The sequence below is a fragment of the Phytobacter sp. V69 genome, from assembly GCF_965644215.1.
Classification (GTDB): Bacteria; Pseudomonadota; Gammaproteobacteria; order Enterobacterales; family Enterobacteriaceae; genus Phytobacter.
In genome coordinates, this window is record NZ_CBFFRL010000019.1 from 15767 (window position 1) to 40116 (window position 24350).

Consider the following 24350-nt stretch of genomic DNA (forward strand, 5'->3'; position numbering starts at 1 on the left):
CTCACAGCCTTGCGCAAAAGGTCACACGCAGTGTGGCCTTTTTTTATGTCGCCAGTTAAGGTTGAGCGGTTCGTGCGCACGGAAAAGGAAACCATGAATTACGACGTCAGCCATCTGCTAACCCGCCTGATTAGCGGCCAGACACCCCTGGGGCAAATCTGTTTTGCCACCGCCGTTGGCCCTGCGCCCTCGTCAGCGTTGCAGGTGGATTTCCCGCGCCTGGAGATCGTGCTGGAAGGGGCACTGACGGATATCAGCATCAATGGAGAGAGCACACGAATGGCCGAACAGGATGTGCTGTACGTTCCCGCAGGCGGCTGGAATGCCCCCCAATGGCAGCTCCCCGTCACCACGCTGAGCGTTCTGTTCGGCAAGCAGCAGCTAGGTTTCAGCGTCACCCACTGGGATGGCGCAGAGTTACATAACCTGGCTAAACAGCACATCGCGCGACGTGGCCCCCGCATTGGTTCATTCCTGCTGCAAACGCTGCACGAGATGCAAATGCAGCCAAAAGAGCAGCAAACTGCACGCCTTATCGTCGCCAGCCTGCTGAGCCATTGCAGTGACCTTCTTGGCAGCCAAATTCAAACGGCCTCGCGCAGTCAGGCCCTTTTCGAAGCCATTCGCGACTATATCGACGAACATTACGCCATGCCGTTAACCCGTGAATCGGTGGCGCAGTCGTTTTATATCTCACCCAATTACCTGTCACACCTGTTTCAGAAAACCGGAGCCGTTGGCTTTAACGAATACCTCAATCACACCCGCCTGGAGCACGCCAAGGCGCTGCTTAAAGGTTATGACCTGAAGGTGAAAGAGGTGGCCCACACCTGTGGTTTCATTGACAGCAACTATTTTTGCCGTCTGTTTCGCAAAAACACGGAGCGCTCGCCGTCAGAGTACCGTCGGCAGTATCATAGCCAATTGACGGAAAAGGGGTCTATTGCAGAATAAGGTGGGTATGCTGCGGCGCCGAAAGGAGTTTACGCACCGCACTCATCACCCGTTGGGGTTCACGCAGAAAGGCGCTGATGCCTGACTGGACGTAGCGGCTCTGCGTAAATCGATCCGCTCCCGCCAGTTCGATGTCAGTAATCAGCAATACCACATCGGCACGGTTGATCTCTTCTTCCGTCAGGCGATTCTCAGTTCCCAGTGCGCCCTGAGTTTCTATCTTGATGCTCCATTTCTCTACCTGGCAGAGTTTTTCCAGCCGTTCGGCAGCCATATAGGTATGCGCCACGCCGCTCACGCAGGCGGTCACTGCAACCAGATATCGTACGGGTGCGACTGCCATATTAACCTCCTGTGGTTACCTGAAAACCAGCGCGTTCCGCTATCTCACGCAATGCCGCCACCTCTTGTGCCGACGGAGCAGGCACATCCTTCATCGACCACTGTTGCCCCAGCAGGCGGTATTTCGGTTCGCCATACAGATGAAACGGTAGCAGGTGAACCTGTTTTATGCCTAATGATGTCAACAACGTCAACGCGCGCTGTAGGTTCTCTGCGTTGAGCGTATATCCAGGAATTAACGGCAAACGGGGAATCACATTGATTCCCTCCCTGGCTAATAGCCGCAAATTTTCCAGCACGCGCGGCAGGTTAATATTCACCACCTCGCGCGCCTGAGCCGCATCCATCATTTTGAGATCAAACAGCACCTCATCGCACGTTTTTGCCAACGGCAACAGACGGCTGGCCGGGGCGTCCCCGGCCGTTTCAATCGCGCAATCAATCCCCAGGCATCGCAAACGCTGTAAAAAACGAGTGGCAAAAGGCGCCTGCATCAGCACTTCACCACCCGAGAGCGTCACCCCACCGCCGGAGGTACGAAAAAAGATGTCATCTTTCAGCACCTCACGCTCCAGCTCATCCAGCGTGATATCACGGCCAATACGCTCAAACGCACCCGATGGACACTCATCGGCATCATGCAGGCATGGCGCACAGTGCAGGCATTTGCTCTCCCGACGTACTGTTTCAATACGCGGAGAAATAGATTCCGGATTTGCGCACCATGGGCAGGTGTGCGGGCAGCCTTTAAAAAAGACGACAGTGCGAATGCCTTGCCCGTCATTCAGTGAGTAACGCTGAATGTTGAAAATGCGTGCGACCTCATCGCCGCACGGTTCAATGACCTCACAGCTGATGCGCGGTGCGGCGAATGATGTCATCCTGGATCTCCTTCGACAGCTCGACAAAGAAGGCGCTGTAACCCGCCACGCGCACCACCAGCCCGGCGAAATCCTGCGGACGCTGCTGCGCCTCGCGCAATGTTTCGGCATTCACCACATTAAACTGGATATGCTGCAGCTTGAGCTGAGTAAACGCGCGCAGGAAATCCGCCAGCTTGCGTAACCCCGCCGCCCCTTCCAGGGTCGCAGGGGTAAACTTCACGTTCAGCAAGGTGCCGTTTGAAAGCAGCGTGTTGTCCAGCTTGCTTACCGTTTTCAGTACCGCGGTCGGGCCCTGCATATCCTGGCCCAGCATTGGTGACAGGCCGCCGTCCGCCAATTGTTCCCCGGCAAAACGGCCATCCGGCGTCGCGCCGACAACAGAACCCAGCGGCACGTGGGCCGAAACGGTATAGGAACCTGGCATAAACGGCCCACCGCGCGGGTTCTGGTATTTCTCCACTTCTTTACAGTAATGACGCAGCAGTTCAGCGCTGATGTTATCCACATCATCAATATCGTTGCCGTATTTTTCGAAGCGGTTGATCAGCCTGGCGCGCACCTTTTCCCCTTCCGTCGTGGCAAAGTTGTCTTTTAGCACCGACAGCAGTTCGTCAAAAGATAAGCGCTGCTGTTCAAACACCAGTCCATTAAGCGCATGCAAAGAATCGCTCAGGTTGGCGATACCAATGCCCTGCACGCCGGAGAAGTTATAGCGCGCACCGCCGTCGGTAATATCACATCCTTTGTCCAGGCAGTCGCTGATAAATGAAGAGAGCAGCGGTACCGGCGCCCAGTCACGATGGCCGATATCGCAGATATTGCTGCCCTCCACCATGAGCGTGATGTAGTGGCTAATTTTGGCCCGAATATGCGCCAGCAGACCTTCGTAGGTCAGCGCGCCGTTGCCTTCATTCTCATACAGACTGATTTCCATCACTTTCAACAAGTTGAACATGGCGATGTCGTGCAGACCGTACGTTCTGCCCGGAATCGATAACTCCACGCAGCCCACCACCGCGTAATCGCGCGCATCCTCCAGCGATACGCCACGGTTCAGAAACGCAGGTACCACCACTTCATCATTGAAGATCTGCGGAATGCCGGTACCAAGACGAATGGTCTCTGCCGTTTTCATCAGGAAAGGGTTATCAATCAACGCATTGGTGCGTACGCCAAGATTTGGCTGCGGCAGTTGCACACTCTGGTAAGCATCAAGGCAGAGGAACGAGAGCACGTTTACCGCGCTGCGCCCGCTCTCCGTCAGCCCGCCGAGCAGCGCGGTATACCCTGTCGGGAAGCCAGCGAAATAACGCGCGCTGCTGGTAGAACGCAGCAGCACGATGTCATTGCACTTCACCCACAGTGATTCAAGAAGCTCTTTTAAGAAAGCCGGATCGTCCCCCTGGGTCAGCGAGGCCTGGTAGAACGGCAGCATATACTGGTCGAAACGCCCCAGCGAAAGCGAGCTGGCGTTAGCTTCATACTGCAAAATGATGTTCATGTACCAGAACAGCTGGCACGCCTGCCAGAAAGTCTGCGGCTTGTGCTGCATGTTGTGGCGGGAGTTTGCGGCAAGGGTGAGCAGTTCCTGACGACGCTGCGCATCCGGGCAGTTTTCCGCCATGTTTTCGGCCAGTTGCGCGTAACGCAGAATATGGCTTTGCGAAGCCTCAAGCAGCAACAGCGCAGCCTGATAAAAGTGGTTATCCGGCTGCTGCTCGCAGTGTTGTCGCATCTGCGATACCAGCTCGCCCAGCCCATGATTCAGCAGGCGCGGATAATCGATAATGATATGTCCCTGCCCTTTATCCGTCTGGTTAACGCTAAAAATCTGGGTACTGACGGCGGCCTTCACTTCATCAGTCATCTGACCGTTGATGAAATCCTTCATCGAGCGTTTTTCCCAGTACGGATACAGGACGTCGCGATAGAGACGTTTATCTTCGTCACTCATATCAAAACGGTCCTGCGGACGCGTCGGGAACTGGTCCAGCTCTTTCAACAGCCAGTATGGATCCATCTCCGGCGACATAATGCCCGCCCGCGGCTTCACGGTACGGTTCCCGGCGATCAGCTCTTCATCACGAATCGAAATCTCAACATGCTCAAGGATATACGCGGTCGCTTTTGCCCGACGCAGAATAACCGGCTCGCCCTCCGTCTGCTGATGGCTGGCGGTATACAGCTGCGCGCGCTCAAGTGAAATTTCACGGTTGTTCTGAAACAGAGCGGTTTTCAAGCGTTGGATGCGGTTCGTCATGAAGAACTCCCTGGAGCCTGTCCATCAGGCTATCTTATTTGTCATTCTGAACCTGGGCAGTGCTCGTAACCCTCACGTATTGCGTGTACGCTCGGGTTCCTGCGCGCTGTCCGTGTTCAAACTGCCTGCAACGATAACGCCTGATGAAACAGGCTCTAAAAATGAAAAGTTAAGCGGTTTGCGAAAGATGCGCGTCAATCTTGTTCATAATGGCGTCGGCGCGTTTTACCGCATCGCTGATGTTGACGCGGACGATGGTTTTGCCCGCAAAACGCTCCTCAAACTTGATACCGATATCTTTGGTCAGAATCACCATATCGGCATCCGCCACGTCGGCCGTGGTCAGTTCGTTTTCCAGACCAATTGAGCCCTGAGTCTCAACTTTCACGTCCCAGCCCTTGGCTTTGGCTGCGCTTTCCAGCGCTTCGGCCGCCATGTAGGTGTGCGCAACACCAGAAGGACATGCGGTTACTGCAATAATTTTCGTCATGGCTTTTCCTCGCTTAATTCATTTCAAACTCTAAATCCAGGTCGTCTTCTTTCTCGTCAACCTGAGACACTTTCTTACGCGCCAGACTTTTCAGCACGTTCACGCAGACTGCCGTCACCACAGCGCCAACAGCGACTGCCGCGACATAACCCAGCTTGCCTTCCACGACGGGCAGAACAATTAAGCCGCCCCAGCCGGCATAGCACTGCGCACCAAACAGCGCGGCCGTTACCGCACCACAGGCAGAACCGATCATGATGGAGGGGATGACACGCAGCGGATCGGCCGCAGCGAAAGGAATTGCCCCTTCGGTGACCCCAACGCAGCCCATCACCAGCGCGGCCTTACCGGCTTCACGCTCTTCTGAGGAGAAATTCTTGCGGCCAATCAGCGTTGCCAGCCCTAATCCCAGCGGTGGCACGCAGATGCCCACGGCGGCAATGGCCACCACGGTATAAATCCCCTGCGACACGCAAATCAGCATGAAGGCGTAGGCAACCTTGTTAACCGGGCCACCCATATCAAAGGCCAGCATGAGGCCTAAAATGACAGCCAGTACCACAATGCTGCCCTGCTGCATCCCCTGTAGCCATCCGGTCAGACCGCTGGTCAACGCGCCAACCGGTTCACCCAGCTCCCACATCATGATGCCCGCGGTGATAAAAGTGCCGACGATAGGAATAACGAAGATAGGCATCACCGAGCGCAATACCTTATGTACGGGAATTTTCTTCAGATAATGCACGACGATACCGCCGATAATCCCGGCGATCAGCGCTCCAAAGAACCCGGCACCGAAGCTGTTACCCACCCAGGCACCAATCGCACAAGGTGCCAGCGCAGAGCGCTCGGCAATGGAATAACCGATATACGCAGCGAGAAAAGGCACCATCAGCGTCAGCCCCGCGACGCCGATATCAAAAAGCTTCTTGAGATTGGGATCCGTCGCGACGTCAGGCACGGCTCCCTTGCCATACAGCATGACCGAGACCGCCAGTAAAATACCGCCCGCAACTACAAAGGGGATCATATGCGAAACACCGGTCATCAGGTGCTGACGGGTGTTTTTCAGGATCTGCACCAACTCTTTCATAAGTCGCTCCCGGGCCAGTTCAGGCCCATGTCCATAACGTTGATGCGGGAAACAATAGGCAATCCGGCAAGGTGCAGACAGTGGATAAAAAGGCCATTTACTGGATTTTTGTAATGTCAGTAAAAAAATGCGATCCGCCTCATAACTTGCTTAATCTCGGAATTTATATGACGCGTACAGACTTGTGAGGGATATCTCACTTTGAGGGTTACATTACATTTGTCCAGCTTTTGGCAGGTTTGTCACGTGGCAGCCTCAGGTGTTGCCCTTTTATCCTGTAGCGAGAAATCGTTATGGGAGAGAGGCAATGGCCCTGATTGTGGAATTTACCTGTGAGCTGCCCAATGGCGTACACGCGCGTCCGGCAAGTCACGTTGAAACGCTGTGCAACACCTTTACCTCACACATTGAGTGGCATAACCTGCGCACCGACCGTAAAGGTAACGCCAAGAGCGCGCTCGCGTTGATTGGCACCGACACGCTCGCAGGCGATAGCTGTCAGTTACTGATTTCTGGTGCAGACGAACAGGCAGCCCACCAGCACCTGAGCCAGTGGCTGCGTGATGAATTCCCGCACTGCGATGCGCCGCTGGCGGAAGTCAAAAACAGTGAGCTGGAACCGCTACCCGCGTCGCTTACCAACCTGAATCCACAATTGTTCCGCGCCCGCACCGTCTGCGCCGGCAGCGCGGGGGGCATTCTGACACGGCTCTCCTCACTGGATCTCAACGCACTCAGCGACCTGCCTGCCGCCAAAGATGCAGAGGCCGAACAGTCCGCACTGGATAACGGCTTGACGCTGTTGATAAAGAATATAGAGTTCCGCCTGCTCGACAGCGACGGCGCGACCAGTGCAATTCTGGAAGCCCATCGCTCGCTGGCAAGCGACACGTCATTGCGCCAGCACCTGCTGGCCGGCGTTTCACGCGGGCTAAGCTGCGCTCAGGCGATTGTCGAAAGTGCCGGGCACTTCTGCGATGAATTCGCTCGCTCCAGCAGCAGCTATTTGCAGGAGCGTGCGCTGGATGTCCGCGACGTCTGCTTCCAGCTCCTGCAGCAAATCTATGGCGAGCAGCGCTTTCCGGCACCGGGCAAGCTGACCCAGCCTGCTGTTTGTATGGCGGATGAACTCACCCCCAGTCAGTTCCTTGAACTGGACAAAACCTTCCTTAAAGGTCTGCTGCTAAAAAGCGGCGGCACAACCTCGCACACGGTGATTCTCGCGCGTTCATTCAATATTCCAACGCTGGTGGGCGTGGAGATTGAGGCCTTAACACCGTGGCTGCAACAGACGGTTTATATCGACGGCAACGCAGGTGCAATCGTCGTTGCGCCTGATGAACCTGTCGCTCGTTACTATCAACAGGAAGCCCGCGTACAGGCTGCGCTGCATGAGCAACAGCGTATCTGGCTAACCCGGGAAGCGCGCACGGCTGATGGCATCCGCATGGAAGTTGCCGCCAACATTGCCCACTCCGTAGAGGCACAGGCAGCCTTTGGCAACGGCGCGGAAGCCGTTGGCCTGTTCCGTACAGAAATGCTCTATATGGACCGCACCTGCGCCCCTGATGAGAAAGAGTTGTACAACATCTTTTGTCAGGCGCTGGAATCCGCACAGGGACGCAGCATTATTGTGCGCACTATGGATATCGGCGGCGATAAACCCGTTGATTACCTGAATATTCCTGCCGAAGCGAACCCCTTCCTCGGCTATCGTGCGGTGCGTATCTATGAAGAGTACGCCACACTGTTCACCACTCAGTTGCGCTCAATTCTCCGTGCGTCGGCCCACGGTAGCCTGAAAATCATGATCCCGATGATCTCCTCCATGGAAGAGATTTTATGGGTTAAAGAGAAGCTGGCAGAGGCTAAGCAGCAGCTGCGTAACGAACATATTCCATTCGATGAAAAGATCCCGCTCGGTATCATGCTGGAAGTCCCATCGGTGATGTTCATTATCGATCATTGCTGTGAAGAGATTGATTTCTTTAGCATTGGCAGCAATGACCTGACGCAGTATCTGCTCGCGGTCGATCGCGACAATGCCAAAGTCACTCGTCACTACAACAGCCTGAATCCTGCTTTCCTGCGCGCACTGGATTTCGCCGTGCAGGCGGTACACCGTCAGGGGAAATGGATTGGCCTGTGCGGCGAACTCGGCGCGAAAGGGTCGGTGCTGCCACTGCTGATCGGACTGGGGCTGGACGAGATCAGCATGAGCGCCCCGTCCATTCCCGCCGCTAAAGCGCGGATGGCACAGCTCGACAGCCGCGCCTGCCGCCAGTTGCTGAATCAGGCAATGGCCTGTCGCACCTCGCTCGAAGTGGAGCATCTGTTGGCTCAGTTCCGTATGACCCAGCAGGACGCACCGCTGGTAACCGCCCAGTGCATCACGCTTGATAGCGACTGGCGGAGCAAGGAAGAGGTTCTCAAAGGCATGACCGACAACCTGCTGTTGGCAAGCCGCTGCCGCTACCCGCGCAAGCTGGAGGCCGACCTGTGGGCGCGCGAGGCGGTCTTTTCTACCGGATTAGGCTTTAGTTTTGCCATTCCGCACAGCAAATCCGAACATATTGAGCAGTCCACCATCAGCGTAGCGCGCCTGAAAGCGCCGGTTCGTTGGGGTGACGATGATGCACAGTTCATCATCATGCTGACGCTCAACAAACACGCCGCCGGTGAACAGCATATGCGCATCTTCTCGCACCTGGCCCGTCGCATCATGCACGAAGAATTCCGCAGCGCGCTGGTTAACGCCACATCTGCCGACGCTATCGCCAGCCTGTTGCAACATGAACTGGAACTTTAAGAGGAAATATCATGGAACTGTATCTGGATACCGCCAATGTGAAAGAAGTTGAACGTCTGGCGCGCATCTTCCCCATCGCGGGCGTGACCACCAATCCGAGCATTGTGGCGGCAAGCAAAGAGTCCATCTGGGACGTGCTGCCGCGCCTGCAAAAAGTGATGGGGCCGGAGTGCATTCTGTTTGCCCAGACCATGAGCCGTGACGCAGAGGGAATGGTGGCGGAGGCTAAACGGCTGAGCAATGCGGTACCGGACATCGTAGTCAAAATCCCGGTAACCACCGAAGGTCTTGCCGCTATCAAACTGCTGAAAAAAGAAGGGATCCCGACGCTCGGCACCGCCGTTTACAGCGCAGCTCAGGGGCTACTGGCCGCACTGGCAGGGGCCAAATATGTGGCACCTTACGTAAACCGCGTGGATGCTCAGGGAGGCGACGGTATTCGCATGGTTCAGGAACTGCAAAGCCTGCTGGAACTGCATGCGCCAGAAAGCAAAGTGCTGGCAGCCAGCTTCAAAACCCCACGTCAGGCGCTCGACTGCCTGCTGGCAGGCTGTGAAGCAATCACGCTGCCTTTAGATGTAGCGCAACAAATGCTCAACACACCGGCGGTAGAGTCAGCAATAGAGAAGTTTGAACAGGACTGGAACAACGCGTTTGGCAATCTAAACCTGTAACCCGGCGCCAGGGTCACGGTACGTGGCCCGCATCGCCAGAAAGGAGAAAATGTATGGACCGCATTATTCAATCCCCAGGTAAGTATATTCAGGGTGCAGACGTTATCACCCGTCTCGGTGACTATCTCAAACCACTGGCAGAAAGCTGGCTGGTTGTGGGAGACAAATTTGTTTTAGGTTTCGCCCAGGAAGCGCTGCAAAAAAGCCTGCGGGATGCTGACCTTGCTTGCGAAGTGGTGCCTTTCGGCGGCGAATGTTCACAAAATGAAATCGATCGTCTGCGTAAAATTGCAGAAAGTGCAAAATGTGGCGCAGTGCTCGGCATTGGTGGTGGTAAAACGCTGGATACCGCAAAAGCACTGGCCCACTTTATGGGCGTGCCGGTAGCCATTGCGCCGACCATTGCTTCTACTGACGCCCCTTGCAGCGCACTCTCGGTTATCTATACCGACGAAGGCGAGTTTGATCGTTATTTAATGCTGCCCAACAACCCGGACCGGGTGATCGTCGATACCAAAATTGTCGCAGGCGCACCGGCGCGCCTGCTGGCGGCCGGTATTGGCGATGCGCTGGCAACCTGGTTTGAAGCACGTGCCTGCTCCCGCAGCGGTGCGACCACCATGGCGGGCGGTCAGTGCACACAGGCCGCGCTGGCACTGGCGGAGCTTTGCTACAACACGCTGATCGCCGAAGGCGAAAAAGCGATGCTGGCGGCCGAGCAGCACGTGGTCACGCCGGCGCTGGAATTGGTTGTTGAAGCCAATACCTTCCTGAGCGGTGTCGGCTTTGAAAGCGGCGGCCTGGCGGCAGCGCATGCTATCCACAACGGTCTGACGGCAATTCCGGATGCGCACCATTACTACCACGGCGAAAAAGTGGCATTTGGTACGCTGACACAGCTGGTTCTGGAAAACGCACCGGCGGAAGAAATCGAAACCGTTGCCGCGTTATGCCACACCGTTGGCCTGCCCATCACCCTGGCGCAGCTGGATATCACAGAAGACATCCCAACCAAAATGCGTATTGTGGCGCAAGCGGCCTGTGCCGAAGGGGAAACCATCCACAACATGCCTGGTGGCACGACGGCAGATCAGGTGTATGCCGCCCTGCTGGTTGCCGATCAGTACGGTCAACGCTTCCTCGAAGAGTGGGAATAATCCCTTCACACTCCCGGCATCGTCCGGGAGTGTTTTTTTATGTTCCTTTCAAGCCATATTGTCACTGCAATTTATGTGCTTTATAGTGCGTTTTTCCCCTTAGTGAACCCGCACCATGCAATCATCAGACAGAAGAATGAGCATCTATGCCATTCTGCAACAAGAAAAAAAGGTCGTGGTTAATGACCTGGCGGAGAAGTTTGGCGTCACCAAAATGACCATTCGCCGTGACCTCTCGTTCTTCGAAAAGCAGGGCATTGTGAAAACCAGCTACGGCGGCGCGTATCTCACCAGCGGTGCCAGCGTGGAGCCCAGCTTCCAGCTTAAATCGGTACAAATGGTCGATGATAAGCACCTGATCGGGCAAAAAGCGGCTGAGTTAGTGGAAGATGGCGACACCATTATCATCGACTGCGGCACCACGGCGCTGGCCTTTGCCCAATGTGTTTTCGACAAGAAAATCATGGTGATCACCAACTCTGTGCCCGTGGTTAACCTGCTTAAGGGACGCAGCAATACCAAGCTGATTGTCGCACCAGGTGAGTACGAAGACGACACGCAGGGCATGATCTCCTTTAGCACGGCCGATTTCTTCGGTACGCTGCATGCCGACAAAGTGTTCCTCAGTACCCAGGGCATCAACGAACAGGGCGAACTGACGGTTCCCAAAATGACGGATGCCCACGTGAAACGCGCGCTGGCGCGTGCCGGGCGGCAAAAAATCCTGCTGGCCGACAAAAGTAAATTCGGTCAGACCTTCCTCGCCGGGCATGGTCGTCTGGACGATTTCGATGTAGTGATCAGCCAAAGTGGCCTCTCTGCTGACGTATTATCCCTTCTCAACAGCCATACCGCAGAACTCATCCTGGCCGACAGCGCCGACTAATCTTTCGCGCCCACACACGGGCGCCTGTGTTTTCCTTCACCTTAAAATGTTCTATTTAGATTCTTTTGTGACAAAAGAAACATAATAAATCATTTTAAGGTTGACAAAAACACACCTCAGGCATGAAATGCACACAGAGAAACCATTTCACCAGTGAGGGAATTTATGAACGGATTACTCAGCTTCAAACCCACCAATAACGATTGTGATTTCGAACGCATCGCTAAAAAACAGGACCAGATGTTCCACCGCGTAGCGACAATCTGCCCGGAGCGTGCCGAAATCATTACTGAGTCCTTCAAACGCTCCGAAGGCAAATCGATCGTTATTCGCCGGGCACTGGCAATGGCCGATATTCTTGAAAAAATGACCATCTATATCGAACCGGACATGCTGATTGTCGGCAACCAGGCAAGTGCTAACTTTGCCGCACCGGTCTTCCCGGAGTACTCATTCAACTGGGTTATCGACGAGCTGGACGCGTTCGACAAACGCTCCGGCGACAGCTTCCAGGTCAGCGAAGAAACCAAAGCGCGCCTGCGCGTATTACAAGACTACTGGCAGGGTAAAACCCATCAGGATGAAGTACTGGCCAATCTGCCGCAAATTAACCGTCTGGCAGAAAAACAGGGCGTCCTGCACCGTGGCGGCATCAGCATGTCCGGCGATGGCCACATCATCCCGAACCATGATTTTGTGCTGGAAGTGGGCTACGGCGGGATGCGCGATATCGCCAGACAGCATCTGGCAGAAGACCAGGACCTGACCGCAGAACAGACCGATTTCTATAAAGCCGTCATTATCACTATGGAAGCGGCACTCAATTACTGCAAACGCTTCTCCGTGCTCGCCAAAAAAGAAGCCGGGAAAACCGCCGACGCGAAACGTCGCGACGAGCTACTGGCGATGAGCGATATGTTCGCCCACCTGATGGAAGGCAAGGCGCAGAACTTCTACGAAGCGGTGGAAACCGTCTATCTGACCCACCTGCTGATGATGATCGAAAGTAACGGTCACTCCTTCTCCTTCGGCCGCTTTGACCAGTACGTCTGGCCGTTCTACGAAGCGGACATCAACGCCGGCAAGATCAGCAAAGAGAAGGCGCTGGAGATCCTGACTCACTTCTTCATTATGACCAATAGTCTCAACAAAGTGCGCCCATGGGGCCACACGCAGTACAGCGGCGGTTACCCGCTTTATTCCAACCTGATGGTTGGCGGCATGAAGCCGGACGGCACCGACGGTACCAACGACCTCTCTTATTTGTCACTGGAAGCCATGGCATTGACCGGCCTGCAGGAGCCAAACCTGAGCGTGCGTTTCTCTAAAGACACCCCACATTCACTGATGCAGGATTCCGCAAAACTGATCCGCAAAGGCTTCGGTATGCCGTCTATCTTTTGTGACGAAGTGGTGATCCCGGCGATGATGACCCTCGGCCTGACGGAAGAAGTAGCACGTGAATATGCCTCGATGGGCTGCGTGGAAACGGCAATTCCGGGGCGTTGGGGCCATCGCGCTACCGGAATGACCTACGTGAACTTCGGCAAAATCCTTGAGCTGGTGATGAACAACGGCTGCGACCCGGCAACCGGCGTACAGTTGGTAAAAGTGAACGGCAAAGAAGGCCGGGAGATCAATTATGCCTCTTATGATGAACTCTGGGCCGCATGGAACCAGCTGCTGGAGTTCTACTCTGACCTGGCGGTGGACTGCGACCTGGTGTGCGACCGCGCGCTGAAATACCACGATGCCGACGCTTTTGCCTCTGCCACCATTAACTGCTCGCTGGAGCGCGGTAAGACCCTGAAAAACGGCGGGGCGGAATATGATTTCGTCAGCTCCTCCAACATCGGGCCGTCCGTGGTAGGCGACAGTCTCGCCGCCGTGAAAAAGCTGGTCTTTGATGACAAGGTACTTACCCTCAAACAACTGCGCGACGCTATGGACAGCAACTTCGACGGTATCGAAGGTGCCCGCGTACGTAAGCTGTGTCGCAACGCGCCGAAGTTCGGTAACGATATCGACTATGTCGACTACATCGTCGCAGATGTGTTCGAGTCCTATCTCAAGCTGCTGCCGAAATACAAAACCGATCGTTACGGCAAGGGACCCAAAGGCTGTGGCTACACCATGTCCACCTCCAACATCACCTCTTACGTGCCGAACGGTTTTGATGTGGGGGCAACGCCGGATGGCCGTCTGGCGACGTTGCCGCTTAACGAAGGTGCGTCTCCGTGCCTCGGCGCGGATAAAGAAGGCCCGACGGCGGTGATTAACTCCGTGGCGAAACTGCCCAACCAGAAAATCGCTGGCGGTCAGCTGCTGAATATGAAATTCACTCCGAGCGCGCTGGAAGGCGACGATAACCTGGAGAAATTCACCCATTTCATGGAAGCCAGCCGGGCGAAGAATATCTTCCACAACCAGTTCAATATCATCGACTCGAATATTCTGCGTGCTGCAAAAGCCAAACCGGAAGATTACCCAAACCTGATGGTGCGCGTGGCCGGGTATTGTGCCCTGTTCTCAACGCTAATGCCGGAAGCGCAGGATGCGATTATCGCCCGTACGGAACTGAGCTGGTAAATATCCCGTCATACTTCAAGTTGCAGATGCGTTGGCCACACTCGCTCACCCCAGTCACTTACTTATGTAAGCTCCTGGGGATTCGCTCCCTTGCCGCCTTCCTGCAACTCGAATTATTTAGGGCATATATGGAGGTGACATGAGAAATGGCCTGATATCCCGCATTCAGCGCTATTCCACCAAAGACGGTCCAGGATTGCGCAGTACGGTATTTATGCAACAGTGCAATCTTCGCTGCCAGTGGTGTGCGAATCCGGAAACCATCAAGCCAGGCTTTAACGTGTTCTGGTTTAAAGAGCGCTGCCGCCAGTGCGGATCATGTGTGCAGGCGGCGGCAAACAATGCCATTACCTTCGCCGAACCGGGTCAGGGCGTGGTGATTGACCGCAAACAGTGCAGTAATCTGCTCGACATGGTCGATATCTGCCCTTACGACGCGTACGAAAAAGTCGGCAAAGAGATGACCTCCCGCGAGCTGGCGGATCTGCTGTTACGCGATAAAGCCTTTTACGACGAAAGCCAGGGTGGCGTCACCTTCTCCGGCGGAGAGCCCGCGCTACAGGCAGAATTTGTCACGCAAACCGCGCAGCACCTGAAAGCAGAAGGTGTTCATCTCTGTCTCGACACGGCCGGTAACATACGCCGTGACAAGCTGCTGCCCCTGGTCGACATGGTGGATATGGTGTCGTACGACTTCAAAGCGTTCAACCCGGAGCTCCACCTCGCCTGTACGGGAGTGGATAACCGCTTGATCCTGGAGAACGCAAAAGCGATCGCCGCCATGGGCAAACCCATGCTGGCGCGCATGGTGATCGTCCCGACGCGTAACGATCAGGCGGAAGATATCCGCAAGCGGCTTGATTTTATCCACAGCCTCGGCAGTGCCGTGCAGCAGGTGGATATTCTGGAGTATCACATTTACGGCATCGGCAAATATGAAAAGCTCGGGATGCCCTACCTTCTTCACGATCTCCCGCCCGTTCAGCGGGACATGATCGCACAGACAAAACAGTATGCCGAAGAGCTTGGTCTCAAGGCCACCATCGGCGGTTAAGGAAAACAGATGCTGAACTTTACCCTTACGAATAACTACGCGCAGATGAGCGCGCTGGCGGCAAAACGCGTGGCGCAGGCGCTGGAGCGTAAACCCGACTTAGTGATGGCGCTGCCTACCGGCGGTACGCCAGTGGGCTTACTGGAAGAGATGAGCCGCATGGCACGGGAAAACGAAGCGGATTTTTCGCGTGCATATTCGTTCAATATTGATGAATACATCCCGCTGACCAAAGACGATCCGCAGAGCTATTACTGGTTCCTGGAACATTACTTTTATCAGCATGCCAACCTGCCGGCGGAAAACCGCTTTGTGCCCAATGTACTGGCCGCAGACCTGGCGGTTGAATGCACCCGTTATGAACGTGCGATTCAGGATCTCGGCAACTTTGATCTCGCCGTCCTTGGTATCGGCCATGACGGACATATCGGTTTTAACGAACCGCACACGACTCACAGCCCGGTGTGCCACGTTATCGATTTGAATGACGAGACCATTGAAGCCAACGCCCGCTTCTTTGAACGCCGTGAAGATGTGCCACGCCAGGCAATTACCCTCGGTATGGGGACTATCCTCAAAAGCAAAGAGATCGTGCTGATTGCTAACGGCAAGTCAAAAGCGCAGGTCATGAAACAGCTGTATGCATGCACGGCGATTGACCCGCTTTTCCCGGCCTCATTTCTGCTATTACATCCCGATGTCACCATTATCTGCGACCGGGAAGCCGCATCACTTATTCCTTCTCTGAGGTGACACCATGATCATCCAAAGCGAGCGTGTCTGGCTTTCCGGCGGTTTTTTCCCGGCGAATATTCACATCGAAAATGGCCGTATTAGCGATATCGTCATGGGCTTGTCTGACAACGCCACCTTAGATTTTGCCGGACGGCGTATTATCCCCGGCTTTATCGACAGCCACGCCCACGGCGGATGGGATTACGATACCAACGAAAACGATCCCGAAGGCTTACGCCGTTGGGCAGCCAATCTTCCGGCAGAAGGGGTAACGGCCTTCTGCCCCACCACAGTGACCGACAAGGATGCTACCCTGCTCACCGCGCTGGAGACCATTTCCCGTGTGATGGACAGCGACTACGTTGGCGCGGAGATCCTCGGTATTCATTTCGAAGGCCCATTTCTGTGCCAGAAATACCGCGGTGCACAGCCGGAAAAACAGATTCGCCCGGCCAGCGTGGTCGAATTTCAGATGTTCGAAAAAGCGGCGCGCAACCGCATTATTGCTATTACGCTGGCACCGGAAGAAGACGAAGGCCTGGCATTAACCCGCTACTGCGTGCAGCGGGGAATCATCGTCAATATGGGTCATTCCGACGCCTCGTTCGAACAGGCGCTGGCGGCAGTGGCCAATGGCGCGAAGAACGTCACCCATGTTTATAACGGCATGGCGAAATATGTGAATCGCGAGCCGGGCCTGCTCGGTGCCGCTTTTCGCCTGGATGGCCTGTACGGCGAAGTGATTGCCGACGGCATCTTCGTCAGCCTGGTCTCTGCCTCACATTTGTATCGGGTGAAAAATGACGACTACGTCATCATGATCAGCGACTCGATGAAATCGAAAGGATGCCCACCCGGACGCTACATGTTCGGCGGCGAACCGATGATTTTAGGCGAAGATGGCGCTAGACGGCGCGAAAACGGCGTACTGGTCGGCAGCACGCTGCATTTGAATCGCGGCTTATACAATATGGTCGAAGGGGCGATGGTGCCGTTTGGCACAGCGCTGAAATCCTGCACGATTAACCCGGCACGACTGCTGGGGCTGGACGGACACAAAGGAAAACTGCAGCGCGGCTATGACGCCGACATCGTGGTACTGGAGGATAACTACGATGTGCACACCACGTTCTGTTGTGGCGAGGTGGCATATAGCGTCGCCGGATGATCGCATCACCCGGCGTTTTGCGCGTTCTTACACTGCCGGACGCACGCCCAGCGTGTGGCAGATGGCGTAGCTCATTTCCGCACGGTTTAGCGTGTAGAAGTGGAAGTCTTTCACCCCTTCGCGGCTGAGGATTTTCACCATGTCCATGGCGATGCTGGCGCCCACCAGCTTACGGGTTTCGGCATCGTCATCCAGCCCTTCAAACATCTGTGACATCCACGCCGGAATACGCACGTTGGTCATGTCGGCAAATTTCTTCGCCTGTTTAAAGTTGGTGACCGGCAAAATTCCCGGAATGATTTCAACATCAATGCCCGTCGCCGCACAGCGGTCGCGGAAACGCAGATAGCTTTCTACGTCGAAGAAGAACTGGGTGATCGCGCGGTTGGCACCGGCCTCAACCTTACGTCTCAGGTTAAGCAGATCCGCCTGTGCGCTTTTCGCTTCCGGATGAACTTCCGGGTAAGCGGCGACGGAGATATCGAAGTCTGCGACCTCTTTGAGCAGCGTCACCAGATCGGCGGCGTACATTTCAGGTTTACCGCTGTCCGGAGGCAGGTCGCCACGCAGCGCCACGATATGACGAATACCGTTATCCCAGTAATCTTTTGCGATAGCGCGCAGTTCATCACGGGTTGCGTCGATACAGGTCAGGTGCGGTACCGCTTCCAGACCGGTGCGATCTTTAATGCCTTTGATGATGCTGTGCGTGCGGTCGCGCTCGCCGGAGTTAGCACCGTAGGTAACGGAGACAAATTTCGGCTTGAGGCTGCTCAGGCGATCGATGGAGTTCCACAAGGTCTGTTCCATTTCACTGGTGCGCGGCGGAAAAAATTCAAACGAAACATTAATCTGGCCGTGCACCTCAGCCAGGCTCTGATTCAGGGCTTCCCGCTGGTTGGCGTGAAAAAAGCTCATACCTTACCTCATCAATCGCGTGTTGTTATTCATTGCGCTACGAACATCTATCCGTTTAGACGTCCAGATGTAAAAATGACGGAAAAGCGGACGGGCGTCAACTGGAAAATCATCATAATTGGTGAGGAATGTTCAGCGAAGATGAAAAAAGTTCACATCAGCCAGAAATGATAACCGTGCGGTATTCTCAGGCAGCGTCACCAGCCCGGCACTGATGCATAGTTCAGTGCCGCTGAGTGGGCGGAATACAACACCGTGACGCTGAATGGCGGCAAAAGAGGATGGGAATATACTCAGACCGTCTCCGTGGGCAATTCGCGCCAGCAGCACATCATGTTCCAGAGGTTCTTCAAGACAGACAGGGGAGTAACCGGCACGGCGGAACGTTTGCCGGGTGTAATCAAAAAAAGCCGGACTCCGTTCGCGTTTAAACCAGAAGAGAGGCCGATGATTAAGCGCGTTTAAGGAGAGAGATTCGAGCTTCGCCTCAGGCCAGACGGAAGGCAGTGCAACCACCAGCGGGTCTTGCCAGCCCAGCGGCGTAACGGTCAATCCCTCGGTTTCAAGCGGCAGTGCCACCAGCGCGGCATCCAGTTTTCCCCGACGAACCTGCCGCGCCAGTTCAGGAGAACCCCGACGCACGATAGAAAGATTATCTATGCGCGCGTTGAGTTGGCTTTCCAGCGACGCAAAAACGCCCTGTTCAAACGCGGTGCTTAATCCCAGACGTAGCGACTGCGCGCCGGTTCGCGTGAGTTGATTCAGTGCGGCATAGGTTTTGTCCTGTAGCGCCAGCAGCGGACGAACGATCTCCAGCACGCGTAGCCCCTCTTCCGTCAACGTCAGTCCCTTGCTGTATCGGGCAAAAAGCCTCACTCCCAGACGTTCTTCAAGCTGGCGAATATGGCGGCTGAGCGGCGGCTGCGACATAAGCAAGCGCTGCGCCGCGCGGCTCATGTTGTTCTCTTCCGCCACCACGGAAAAGTAGCGCAGCAGGCGAATATCCAGCGAGTGCAGAGTCGATGTTGTCATACCGAAAAGGTATCACGGAAACGGTATTATCCAAATAACACATCACGCCCTATCCTCCATGCCATATCAGCAAACGAGGGATACATCATGCATTCAGAACGCTTTATTACCGGTCAAAAGATGTTGCAGCAGGTGGATGGCGAAGGGGGCGATGCAGTGATTGAAAGCCTGAAAGACATTGCGCCAGATTTTGCACGCTACCTGATTGAATTTCCTTTTGGCGACATCTATCCCCGGCCGGGGCTGGATTTACGCAATCGGGAAATCGCGACCGTCGCGGCATTAACTGCATTGGGTAACGCCACGCCGCAGTTGAAAGTGCACATTGCTGCCGCGCTGCACGTGGGGCTAACACAGGAAGAGATTATCGAAGTGATAATGCAGATGGCGGTCTATGCAGGCTTTCCGGCTGCGTTAAACGGTCTGTTCGCCGCAAAAGAGGTGTTTGCGAAGGCGTAATTCTGCCGGATGGCGCTGCGCCATCCGACAACAAAAGCTACAGCAACTGCGCCAGGCGATTAATATCCGACTGGATCGCCCCGGCCGTGACGTCACGACCCGCCCCTGGGCCACGTATGACCAGCGGGTTATCGCGATACCAGCGGCTTTCGATAGCAAACACGTTATCACACGGCAGCAGCGCCGCCAGCGGGTGTTCCGGACGCACCGCTTCAACACCGACGCGGGCTTTACCGTTGGCATCGAAACGCGCCACGTAACGCAGCACCAGCCCCATCTCGCGAGCGGCTTCGAGGCGCTGTGTCATCTGCTCATTCAGCTCATCACCATTCTCAAAGAAGTGGTCGATAGACTCTTCTTCACAGCCTGCTGGCACCAGTGACTCAACACGCACCTGATCCGGCTCGATGTCATAGCCCGCTTCGCGCGCCAGAATGACCAATTTACGCATCACGTCTTTACCGGACAGATCGACGCGTGGATCGGGCTCAGTCAGCCCCTGCTGCCACGCCTGATCGACCAGGTCGGTAAAGGGCACGGTGCCGTCAAATTGCAGGAACAGCCAGGAGAGCGTACCGGAGAAGATACCGCTGATGGCCAGAATACTGTCACCGCTGTCGATAAGGTCACGCACCGTATGGTTAACCGGTAATCCTGCCCCCACGGTGGCGTTATACAGCCAGCGACGCCCGGTTTTTTCAAACGCGTCGTGGATCTGGCGGTATTTGTCGCTGCTGCTGGCACCTGCGAGTTTATTGGCGCTAATCACATGGAAACCATGGCTGGCGAAATCCAGATACTGGTCGGCAAGCTGCGCGCTTGCAGTCACGTCCAGCACCACGAGATCGTCATACGGGTGCGCACGCATCCACAGGAACAAAGACTCTTCATCCTGCTCGACCGCTTCATCGTTGAAGAAGGCCAGCGCCCGACTGGCGTCGAGACCGTCATAATTCAGCAGGCTGCGACGGCTATCTACGACGCCTGCAAGAACAAATTCAAACCCGGTACGGGCCGACAGCGCGCTCTGTTCGCGGGAAAACAGCTCCAGCCAGCGTGAACCGATATTGCCTTTACCAAACAGCATCAGGCCGATGCGTTTTTCCGCGCGGAACAGCGACTGGTGCAGCCCTTGAATCAGGCTTTCCGTTGGCCCCACGCGCAGTACCGCGACAAGGCTGATACTGTCGTCTGACTGCCAGACAAACTCCACCGCCTGGCCTTTCAACTGCTGCCAGAAACGGTGGCTGTGCAGCGGATTGCGGCAAACACCCGCGCCCACCAGCGCCACCAGCGCCAGCCCCTGACGCAAACGCAACTCGCCCGGCAGACCGGCTTCGTCGAGCAGTTTAAAGACGCTATCCACCACTTCCGAGGTGTAGCAGAGCTGCAGCAGATTACGGTCAGCGTGCGCGCCTGTCGCCAGCGGACGAACCTGGGCACGTTTGAGGATCACGTCGATATCACGCTGCGCCAGTTTGAAATCTTGCCCGGCAGGAACCTGGAACTCGATCAGGCAGACATCATCATGACTGGTGACGATGCGCGCCCCCGTGCCGGATGCCAGCACGCGCTCAATGCGCGTGGAGCCCTGCTCCGGGTTGTAGCTACAGCGCAGTTGCAAATCGATGTTGCTGCCGGAGACCGGCTGCAACGTACGGGCATGGAGTACCGGTGCCGCCAGACGCGCCAGCTCGCTGGCTTCATCCAGACGCAGCAACGGCAGCAGGCAGGCATCTTTGACTTTACGCGGGTCGGCGCTGTAGACACCGGCCACATCGCTCCAGATCGTTACGCGGGAAACACCGCCTAACGCGCCAATTTGCGTTGCCGAATAGTCAGAACCGTTCCGCCCCAGCAGCACGGTTTCACCCGCCTCGTTGCGGCTGATAAAACCGGTCACTACGATACGTTTGTCCGGATGCTGCGCCAGCAATTGCTGGAACAGCGGCCAGGACGCGCCTTCGTTGACCTGCGGCTGGGCAGCACGCTCCGCACGCAGAAACTCACGTGCATCAAGCCATGCCGACTCTTGCCCTTGCTGATTCAGAACGGCGGACATCAGGCGTGCAGACCACACTTCCCCATGCCCCACCACTTCGGCGTACACTGCATCGGTAATGCCGCTATCCAGCAGCCCGGCCAGGCGCTCAAGGTCACGAATAAACTCACCGATCAGGCCGTCCGCCACCTCGGGCGACAACAACCCGGAAATCAGTTCGCTTTGATAACGACGTAACGACTGCTGAACCTGATGCGCAGAGAGACGATCGGTCTGGCTCAATTTGAGCCAGTTAATCAACTGGTTGGTGGTACTGCCTGCTGCCGACACGACCATCAGATCGCCCGGTTGCGAATATTCCGCCATGATACCCGCGACGCGCAGATAACATTTCACATCAGCCAGACTGCTCCCGCCAAACTTGTGCAGTTGACGAACTGTCGTCCCTGCCTGCGCATTCACACTCATGTTTATCCCTCAGCTGCGACCCGGAAGGCATTTTCCAGGTCGGCAATCAAATCTTCACCATCTTCAATGCCGGTAGAGATACGCAGCAGCGTCTCTGAAATCCCGGCGGCGGCACGTGCTTCCGGCGCCATGCCCGCGTGTGTCATGGTGGCAGCGTGGGAGATTAAGCTTTCAACCCCACCTAAAGATTCCGCCAGCGTAAATAATGACAGACCGCTTAAGAAGCGACGCAGTGTTTGCTCATCGCCATCCAGTTCGAAACTCAACATTGCGCCAAAGCCTTTCTGCTGGCGCGCGGCAATCTCGTGCCCCTGATTTTCCGGCAGCGACGGGTGATAGAGTTTTTTCACCAGCGGCTGCGTTTTCAGATACTCGACGATCGCCTGAGCGTTACGCTGCGCCACTTCCATACGTGGAGAGAGCGTACGCAGGCCACGCAACAGCAGGTAGCTGTCGAAGGCGCTACCGGTGACGCCGATATTATTCGCCCACCATGCCAGTTCCGTGACAGTTTCCGGGTCTTTGGCAATGACCACGCCCGCGACAACGTCTGAGTGGCCGTTCAGGTATTTAGTACATGAATGCAATACTAAATCTGCCCCCAACGCCAGCGGGTTTTGCAACGCCGGGCTCATAAAGGTGTTATCCACCACGCTCACAGCCCCGGCTTCACGGGCTAGCTGGCAGATTTTCGCAATATCCACGACGCGCAACAATGGGTTGCTCGGACTTTCCACCAGCACCAGTTTCGGTTTTTGCGCCAGCGCAGCTTTTAGTGCCTGCTCATCACCCTGGTCGACAAACAAGACTTTGTAGTGCCCACGTTTCGCCAGGCTATCGAACAGACGATAGCTGCCGCCATAGCAGTCATGCGGTGCTACCAGCACGTCACCGGGGTTCAGGTACACCGTGGTCACCAGATGAATAGCCGACATGCCGGTATTGGTCAGTACCGCGCCCGCACCGCCTTCCAGTTCCGCCAGCGCACGCTGGGTGACATCACGCGTTGGATTGCCACGACGCGAGTAGTCATGCGCGCGCGGTTCGTTAAATCCGGTGAAGTTATAGGTGCTGGAGAGATGAATAGGCGGGACAACGCAGCCGTACTGCTCGTCATCGTTCAATCCGCTACGCACTGCAATGGTGGCCTGTTTACGCGTCATGGTGAAGGCTTCCTGGCTTAATGGATGAAAAGTCAGGCACCAGAGTAATCACAAGAATAATAGACGTCAATACATCTGGACATCTAAACTTCTTTGCGTATAGATTGAGCAAAATCGCAATAGCCGTTAAAATTATATGCTTTAGTGAAGCAACGTCGCGCGATACACCGTGTCACAGTAGTGACTCTACGGTAAACTACGCGAGATTACGGTCCGGGCACTGCGTGTTACCAGGTTCAGACCTTCTATTAATGACTGAGAGGATTAAAGGTATCTCATGGCTGAATGGACCGGCGAATATATCAGCCCCTACGCTGAGCACGGTAAGAAGAGTGAACAAGTAAAAAAAATTACGGTTTCCATTCCTCTGAAGGTGTTAAAAATCCTCACCGATGAACGTACCCGTCGACAGGTGAACAACCTGCGTCATGCCACCAACAGCGAACTGCTGTGTGAGGCATTCCTGCATGCGTTTACCGGCCAGCCTCTGCCTAACGATGAAGACCTGCGCAAAGAACGCAGCGACGAAATCCCGGAAGAAGCCAAAGTGATCATGCGTGAACTGGGTATCGACCCCGATACGTGGGAATACTGATGTAAAAAGGCGGCACCAAATTTTACCTGGTGCCGTCTTTTTTCTTCTCTCTATCCTATTCCCTCCTGCCTCAACTCTCTTCTTATAGCACTATAATATACGCATCATATTGATTTAAATAGCCTTTTATACCCATGATACTTAAAGTTGCTGGAGCCTGAACCCAAGGCCGCGGTAGGGGAAGTTGTTGGAGTACTACCATCCTGCATCTTGAAGTTACTTGGGTATATCGTGAAATAAATTTCATCAAAAATCCCATATCCATAAATTAATTTATTGATTAATTTCAATTAATTAGAGTAACACATTGTTTTAATATGTGATTAATCGCACAAAATAGAACCATATTTTAGAAAGAAATTTCTTTTCATTACAAATTATATACATGAAATTTATTTCCTGGAGAAAAAAATGGAAACGAAAGAGTATATTTCTAAAATTATCAATGAGTTGAATGTTGCCAGAGTGAACCGCCCCGGGAATCCTGGAGACTAAACTCTTTGAGAGAGAGGTAAACAGGATGACTAAAAACACACGTTTTTCCCCGGAGGTTCGTCAGCGCGCCGTCCGTATGGTTCTGGAAAATCAGAACGACTATGACTCACAGTGGGCAGCCCT

The 24350-nt window shown here is 54.9% G+C and carries 20 protein-coding genes; 11 read left to right on the forward strand and 9 right to left on the reverse strand.

Going from position 1 to position 24350, the window contains the following annotated elements; genetic code table 11:
- Positions 1 to 93: 93 nt before the first annotated feature.
- Entirely contained in the window at positions 94 to 954 is an 861-nt protein-coding gene (locus ACSZPU_RS04490; protein ID WP_498995896.1) for a helix-turn-helix transcriptional regulator, read from the forward strand.
- Here ACSZPU_RS04490 and ACSZPU_RS04495 read toward each other — a convergent pair.
- From ACSZPU_RS04495 to ACSZPU_RS04515, 5 genes are all read right to left on the reverse strand, one after another.
- On the reverse strand, positions 941 to 1297 hold the full coding sequence (locus ACSZPU_RS04495; RefSeq protein WP_498995898.1) for a PTS fructose-like transporter subunit IIB: 357 nt from the start codon (positions 1295 to 1297) through the stop codon (positions 941 to 943). The genes ACSZPU_RS04490 and ACSZPU_RS04495 overlap by 14 nt on opposite strands.
- A 1-nt stretch (position 1298) precedes the next feature.
- Complete coding sequence (locus tag ACSZPU_RS04500; protein WP_498995899.1) at positions 1299 to 2177, reverse strand: [formate-C-acetyltransferase]-activating enzyme; 879 nt, start codon at positions 2175 to 2177, stop codon at positions 1299 to 1301.
- The gene (locus ACSZPU_RS04505) at positions 2143 to 4440 is read right to left on the reverse strand and encodes a formate C-acetyltransferase (RefSeq protein ID WP_498995901.1); all 2298 of its coding nucleotides are present in this window, start codon (positions 4438 to 4440) and stop codon (positions 2143 to 2145) included. The genes ACSZPU_RS04500 and ACSZPU_RS04505 overlap by 35 nt, the downstream gene beginning before the upstream one ends.
- Positions 4441 to 4609: 169 nt before the next feature.
- The gene (locus ACSZPU_RS04510) at positions 4610 to 4930 is read right to left on the reverse strand and encodes a PTS fructose-like transporter subunit IIB (RefSeq protein ID WP_498995903.1); all 321 of its coding nucleotides are present in this window, start codon (positions 4928 to 4930) and stop codon (positions 4610 to 4612) included.
- Between the two features lie 13 nt (positions 4931 to 4943).
- Positions 4944 to 6023 (reverse strand): PTS fructose transporter subunit EIIC, encoded by a 1080-nt coding sequence (locus ACSZPU_RS04515; protein ID WP_498995905.1) that lies wholly within the window; start codon positions 6021 to 6023, stop codon positions 4944 to 4946.
- A 307-nt stretch (positions 6024 to 6330) separates the two neighbouring features.
- Between ACSZPU_RS04515 and ptsP the strand changes: the two genes are divergently transcribed.
- The 8 genes from ptsP to nagA all read left to right on the forward strand — a co-directional run bounded on the left by ptsP (position 6331) and on the right by nagA (position 17095).
- Positions 6331 to 8832, forward strand: coding sequence for a phosphoenolpyruvate--protein phosphotransferase (gene ptsP / locus ACSZPU_RS04520; RefSeq protein WP_498995908.1), 2502 nt, complete (start codon positions 6331 to 6333; stop codon positions 8830 to 8832).
- An 11-nt stretch (positions 8833 to 8843) separates the two neighbouring features.
- Positions 8844 to 9506: a fructose-6-phosphate aldolase gene (fsa, locus tag ACSZPU_RS04525; RefSeq protein ID WP_498995910.1), complete on the forward strand. Its 663-nt coding sequence runs from the start codon at positions 8844 to 8846 to the stop codon at positions 9504 to 9506.
- A gap of 53 nt (positions 9507 to 9559) precedes the next feature.
- Positions 9560 to 10663, forward strand: a complete 1104-nt coding sequence (gene gldA / locus ACSZPU_RS04530) for a bifunctional L-1,2-propanediol dehydrogenase/glycerol dehydrogenase (RefSeq protein WP_498995911.1) — start codon at positions 9560 to 9562, stop codon at positions 10661 to 10663.
- Between the two features lie 136 nt (positions 10664 to 10799).
- Positions 10800 to 11549, forward strand: coding sequence for a DeoR/GlpR family DNA-binding transcription regulator (locus tag ACSZPU_RS04535; protein ID WP_498995914.1), 750 nt, complete (start codon positions 10800 to 10802; stop codon positions 11547 to 11549).
- Positions 11550 to 11714: 165 nt separating this feature from the next.
- On the forward strand, positions 11715 to 14138 hold the full coding sequence (locus tag ACSZPU_RS04540) for a glycyl radical protein (protein WP_498995917.1): 2424 nt from the start codon (positions 11715 to 11717) through the stop codon (positions 14136 to 14138).
- 139 nt (positions 14139 to 14277) lie between these two features.
- The gene (locus ACSZPU_RS04545; RefSeq protein ID WP_498995919.1) at positions 14278 to 15192 is read left to right on the forward strand and encodes a glycyl-radical enzyme activating protein; all 915 of its coding nucleotides are present in this window, start codon (positions 14278 to 14280) and stop codon (positions 15190 to 15192) included.
- A 9-nt stretch (positions 15193 to 15201) separates the two neighbouring features.
- On the forward strand, positions 15202 to 15945 hold the full coding sequence (gene nagB / locus ACSZPU_RS04550; protein ID WP_498995921.1) for a glucosamine-6-phosphate deaminase: 744 nt from the start codon (positions 15202 to 15204) through the stop codon (positions 15943 to 15945).
- A gap of 4 nt (positions 15946 to 15949) precedes the next feature.
- The gene (nagA, locus tag ACSZPU_RS04555; protein WP_498995923.1) at positions 15950 to 17095 is read left to right on the forward strand and encodes an N-acetylglucosamine-6-phosphate deacetylase; all 1146 of its coding nucleotides are present in this window, start codon (positions 15950 to 15952) and stop codon (positions 17093 to 17095) included.
- Between the two features lie 27 nt (positions 17096 to 17122).
- On the opposite strand, the gene metF is transcribed toward nagA, so the two are convergent.
- Both metF and ACSZPU_RS04565 read right to left on the reverse strand, forming a co-directional pair.
- On the reverse strand, positions 17123 to 18013 hold the full coding sequence (gene metF, locus ACSZPU_RS04560; protein WP_498995926.1) for a methylenetetrahydrofolate reductase: 891 nt from the start codon (positions 18011 to 18013) through the stop codon (positions 17123 to 17125).
- Between the two features lie 132 nt (positions 18014 to 18145).
- A complete protein-coding gene (locus ACSZPU_RS04565) occupies positions 18146 to 19045 on the reverse strand; it encodes a LysR family transcriptional regulator (protein WP_498995929.1) in 900 nt (299 codons plus the stop codon).
- An 87-nt stretch (positions 19046 to 19132) separates the two neighbouring features.
- On the opposite strand from ACSZPU_RS04565, the gene ACSZPU_RS04570 reads away from it, so the two are divergent.
- Positions 19133 to 19504 carry a carboxymuconolactone decarboxylase family protein gene (locus ACSZPU_RS04570; protein WP_498995932.1) on the forward strand — a complete coding sequence of 124 codons (372 nt, stop codon included), beginning with the start codon at positions 19133 to 19135 and terminating at the stop codon, positions 19502 to 19504.
- A gap of 37 nt (positions 19505 to 19541) precedes the next feature.
- Here the strand turns inward: ACSZPU_RS04570 and ACSZPU_RS04575 are convergent, their stop codons facing one another.
- Both ACSZPU_RS04575 and metB read right to left on the reverse strand, forming a co-directional pair.
- The gene (locus ACSZPU_RS04575; protein WP_498995934.1) at positions 19542 to 21974 is read right to left on the reverse strand and encodes a bifunctional aspartate kinase/homoserine dehydrogenase II; all 2433 of its coding nucleotides are present in this window, start codon (positions 21972 to 21974) and stop codon (positions 19542 to 19544) included.
- A 2-nt stretch (positions 21975 to 21976) separates the two neighbouring features.
- Positions 21977 to 23137, reverse strand: a complete 1161-nt coding sequence (gene metB, locus ACSZPU_RS04580; RefSeq protein ID WP_498995937.1) for a cystathionine gamma-synthase — start codon at positions 23135 to 23137, stop codon at positions 21977 to 21979.
- Between the two features lie 277 nt (positions 23138 to 23414).
- On the opposite strand from metB, the gene metJ reads away from it, so the two are divergent.
- Positions 23415 to 23732 (forward strand): met regulon transcriptional regulator MetJ, encoded by a 318-nt coding sequence (gene metJ / locus ACSZPU_RS04585; RefSeq protein WP_437888660.1) that lies wholly within the window; start codon positions 23415 to 23417, stop codon positions 23730 to 23732.
- Positions 23733 to 24350: the final 618 nt, after the last annotated feature.

Excerpts from the sequence above, each read along its gene's own strand:
- ACSZPU_RS04490 (WP_498995896.1), top strand. The coding sequence starts at position 94 with ATGAATTACGACGTCAGCCATCTGCTAACCCGCCTGATTAGCGGCCAG.
- ACSZPU_RS04495 (WP_498995898.1), bottom strand. The coding sequence starts at position 1,297 with ATGGCAGTCGCACCCGTACGATATCTGGTTGCAGTGACCGCCTGCGTG.
- ACSZPU_RS04515 (WP_498995905.1), bottom strand. The coding sequence starts at position 6,023 with ATGAAAGAGTTGGTGCAGATCCTGAAAAACACCCGTCAGCACCTGATG.
- ACSZPU_RS04505 (WP_498995901.1), bottom strand. The coding sequence starts at position 4,440 with ATGACGAACCGCATCCAACGCTTGAAAACCGCTCTGTTTCAGAACAAC.
- ACSZPU_RS04535 (WP_498995914.1), top strand. The coding sequence starts at position 10,800 with ATGAGCATCTATGCCATTCTGCAACAAGAAAAAAAGGTCGTGGTTAAT.
- ACSZPU_RS04500 (WP_498995899.1), bottom strand. The coding sequence starts at position 2,177 with ATGACATCATTCGCCGCACCGCGCATCAGCTGTGAGGTCATTGAACCG.
- ACSZPU_RS04565 (WP_498995929.1), bottom strand. The coding sequence starts at position 19,045 with ATGACAACATCGACTCTGCACTCGCTGGATATTCGCCTGCTGCGCTAC.
- ACSZPU_RS04570 (WP_498995932.1), top strand. The coding sequence starts at position 19,133 with ATGCATTCAGAACGCTTTATTACCGGTCAAAAGATGTTGCAGCAGGTG.
- ACSZPU_RS04545 (WP_498995919.1), top strand. The coding sequence starts at position 14,278 with ATGAGAAATGGCCTGATATCCCGCATTCAGCGCTATTCCACCAAAGAC.
- gldA (WP_498995911.1), top strand. The coding sequence starts at position 9,560 with ATGGACCGCATTATTCAATCCCCAGGTAAGTATATTCAGGGTGCAGAC.
- metF (WP_498995926.1), bottom strand. The coding sequence starts at position 18,013 with ATGAGCTTTTTTCACGCCAACCAGCGGGAAGCCCTGAATCAGAGCCTG.
- fsa (WP_498995910.1), top strand. The coding sequence starts at position 8,844 with ATGGAACTGTATCTGGATACCGCCAATGTGAAAGAAGTTGAACGTCTG.
- ACSZPU_RS04510 (WP_498995903.1), bottom strand. The coding sequence starts at position 4,930 with ATGACGAAAATTATTGCAGTAACCGCATGTCCTTCTGGTGTTGCGCAC.
- ACSZPU_RS04540 (WP_498995917.1), top strand. The coding sequence starts at position 11,715 with ATGAACGGATTACTCAGCTTCAAACCCACCAATAACGATTGTGATTTC.
- metJ (WP_437888660.1), top strand. The coding sequence starts at position 23,415 with ATGGCTGAATGGACCGGCGAATATATCAGCCCCTACGCTGAGCACGGT.
- nagA (WP_498995923.1), top strand. The coding sequence starts at position 15,950 with ATGATCATCCAAAGCGAGCGTGTCTGGCTTTCCGGCGGTTTTTTCCCG.
- ptsP (WP_498995908.1), top strand. The coding sequence starts at position 6,331 with ATGGCCCTGATTGTGGAATTTACCTGTGAGCTGCCCAATGGCGTACAC.
- ACSZPU_RS04575 (WP_498995934.1), bottom strand. The coding sequence starts at position 21,974 with ATGAGTGTGAATGCGCAGGCAGGGACGACAGTTCGTCAACTGCACAAG.
- metB (WP_498995937.1), bottom strand. The coding sequence starts at position 23,137 with ATGACGCGTAAACAGGCCACCATTGCAGTGCGTAGCGGATTGAACGAT.
- nagB (WP_498995921.1), top strand. The coding sequence starts at position 15,202 with ATGCTGAACTTTACCCTTACGAATAACTACGCGCAGATGAGCGCGCTG.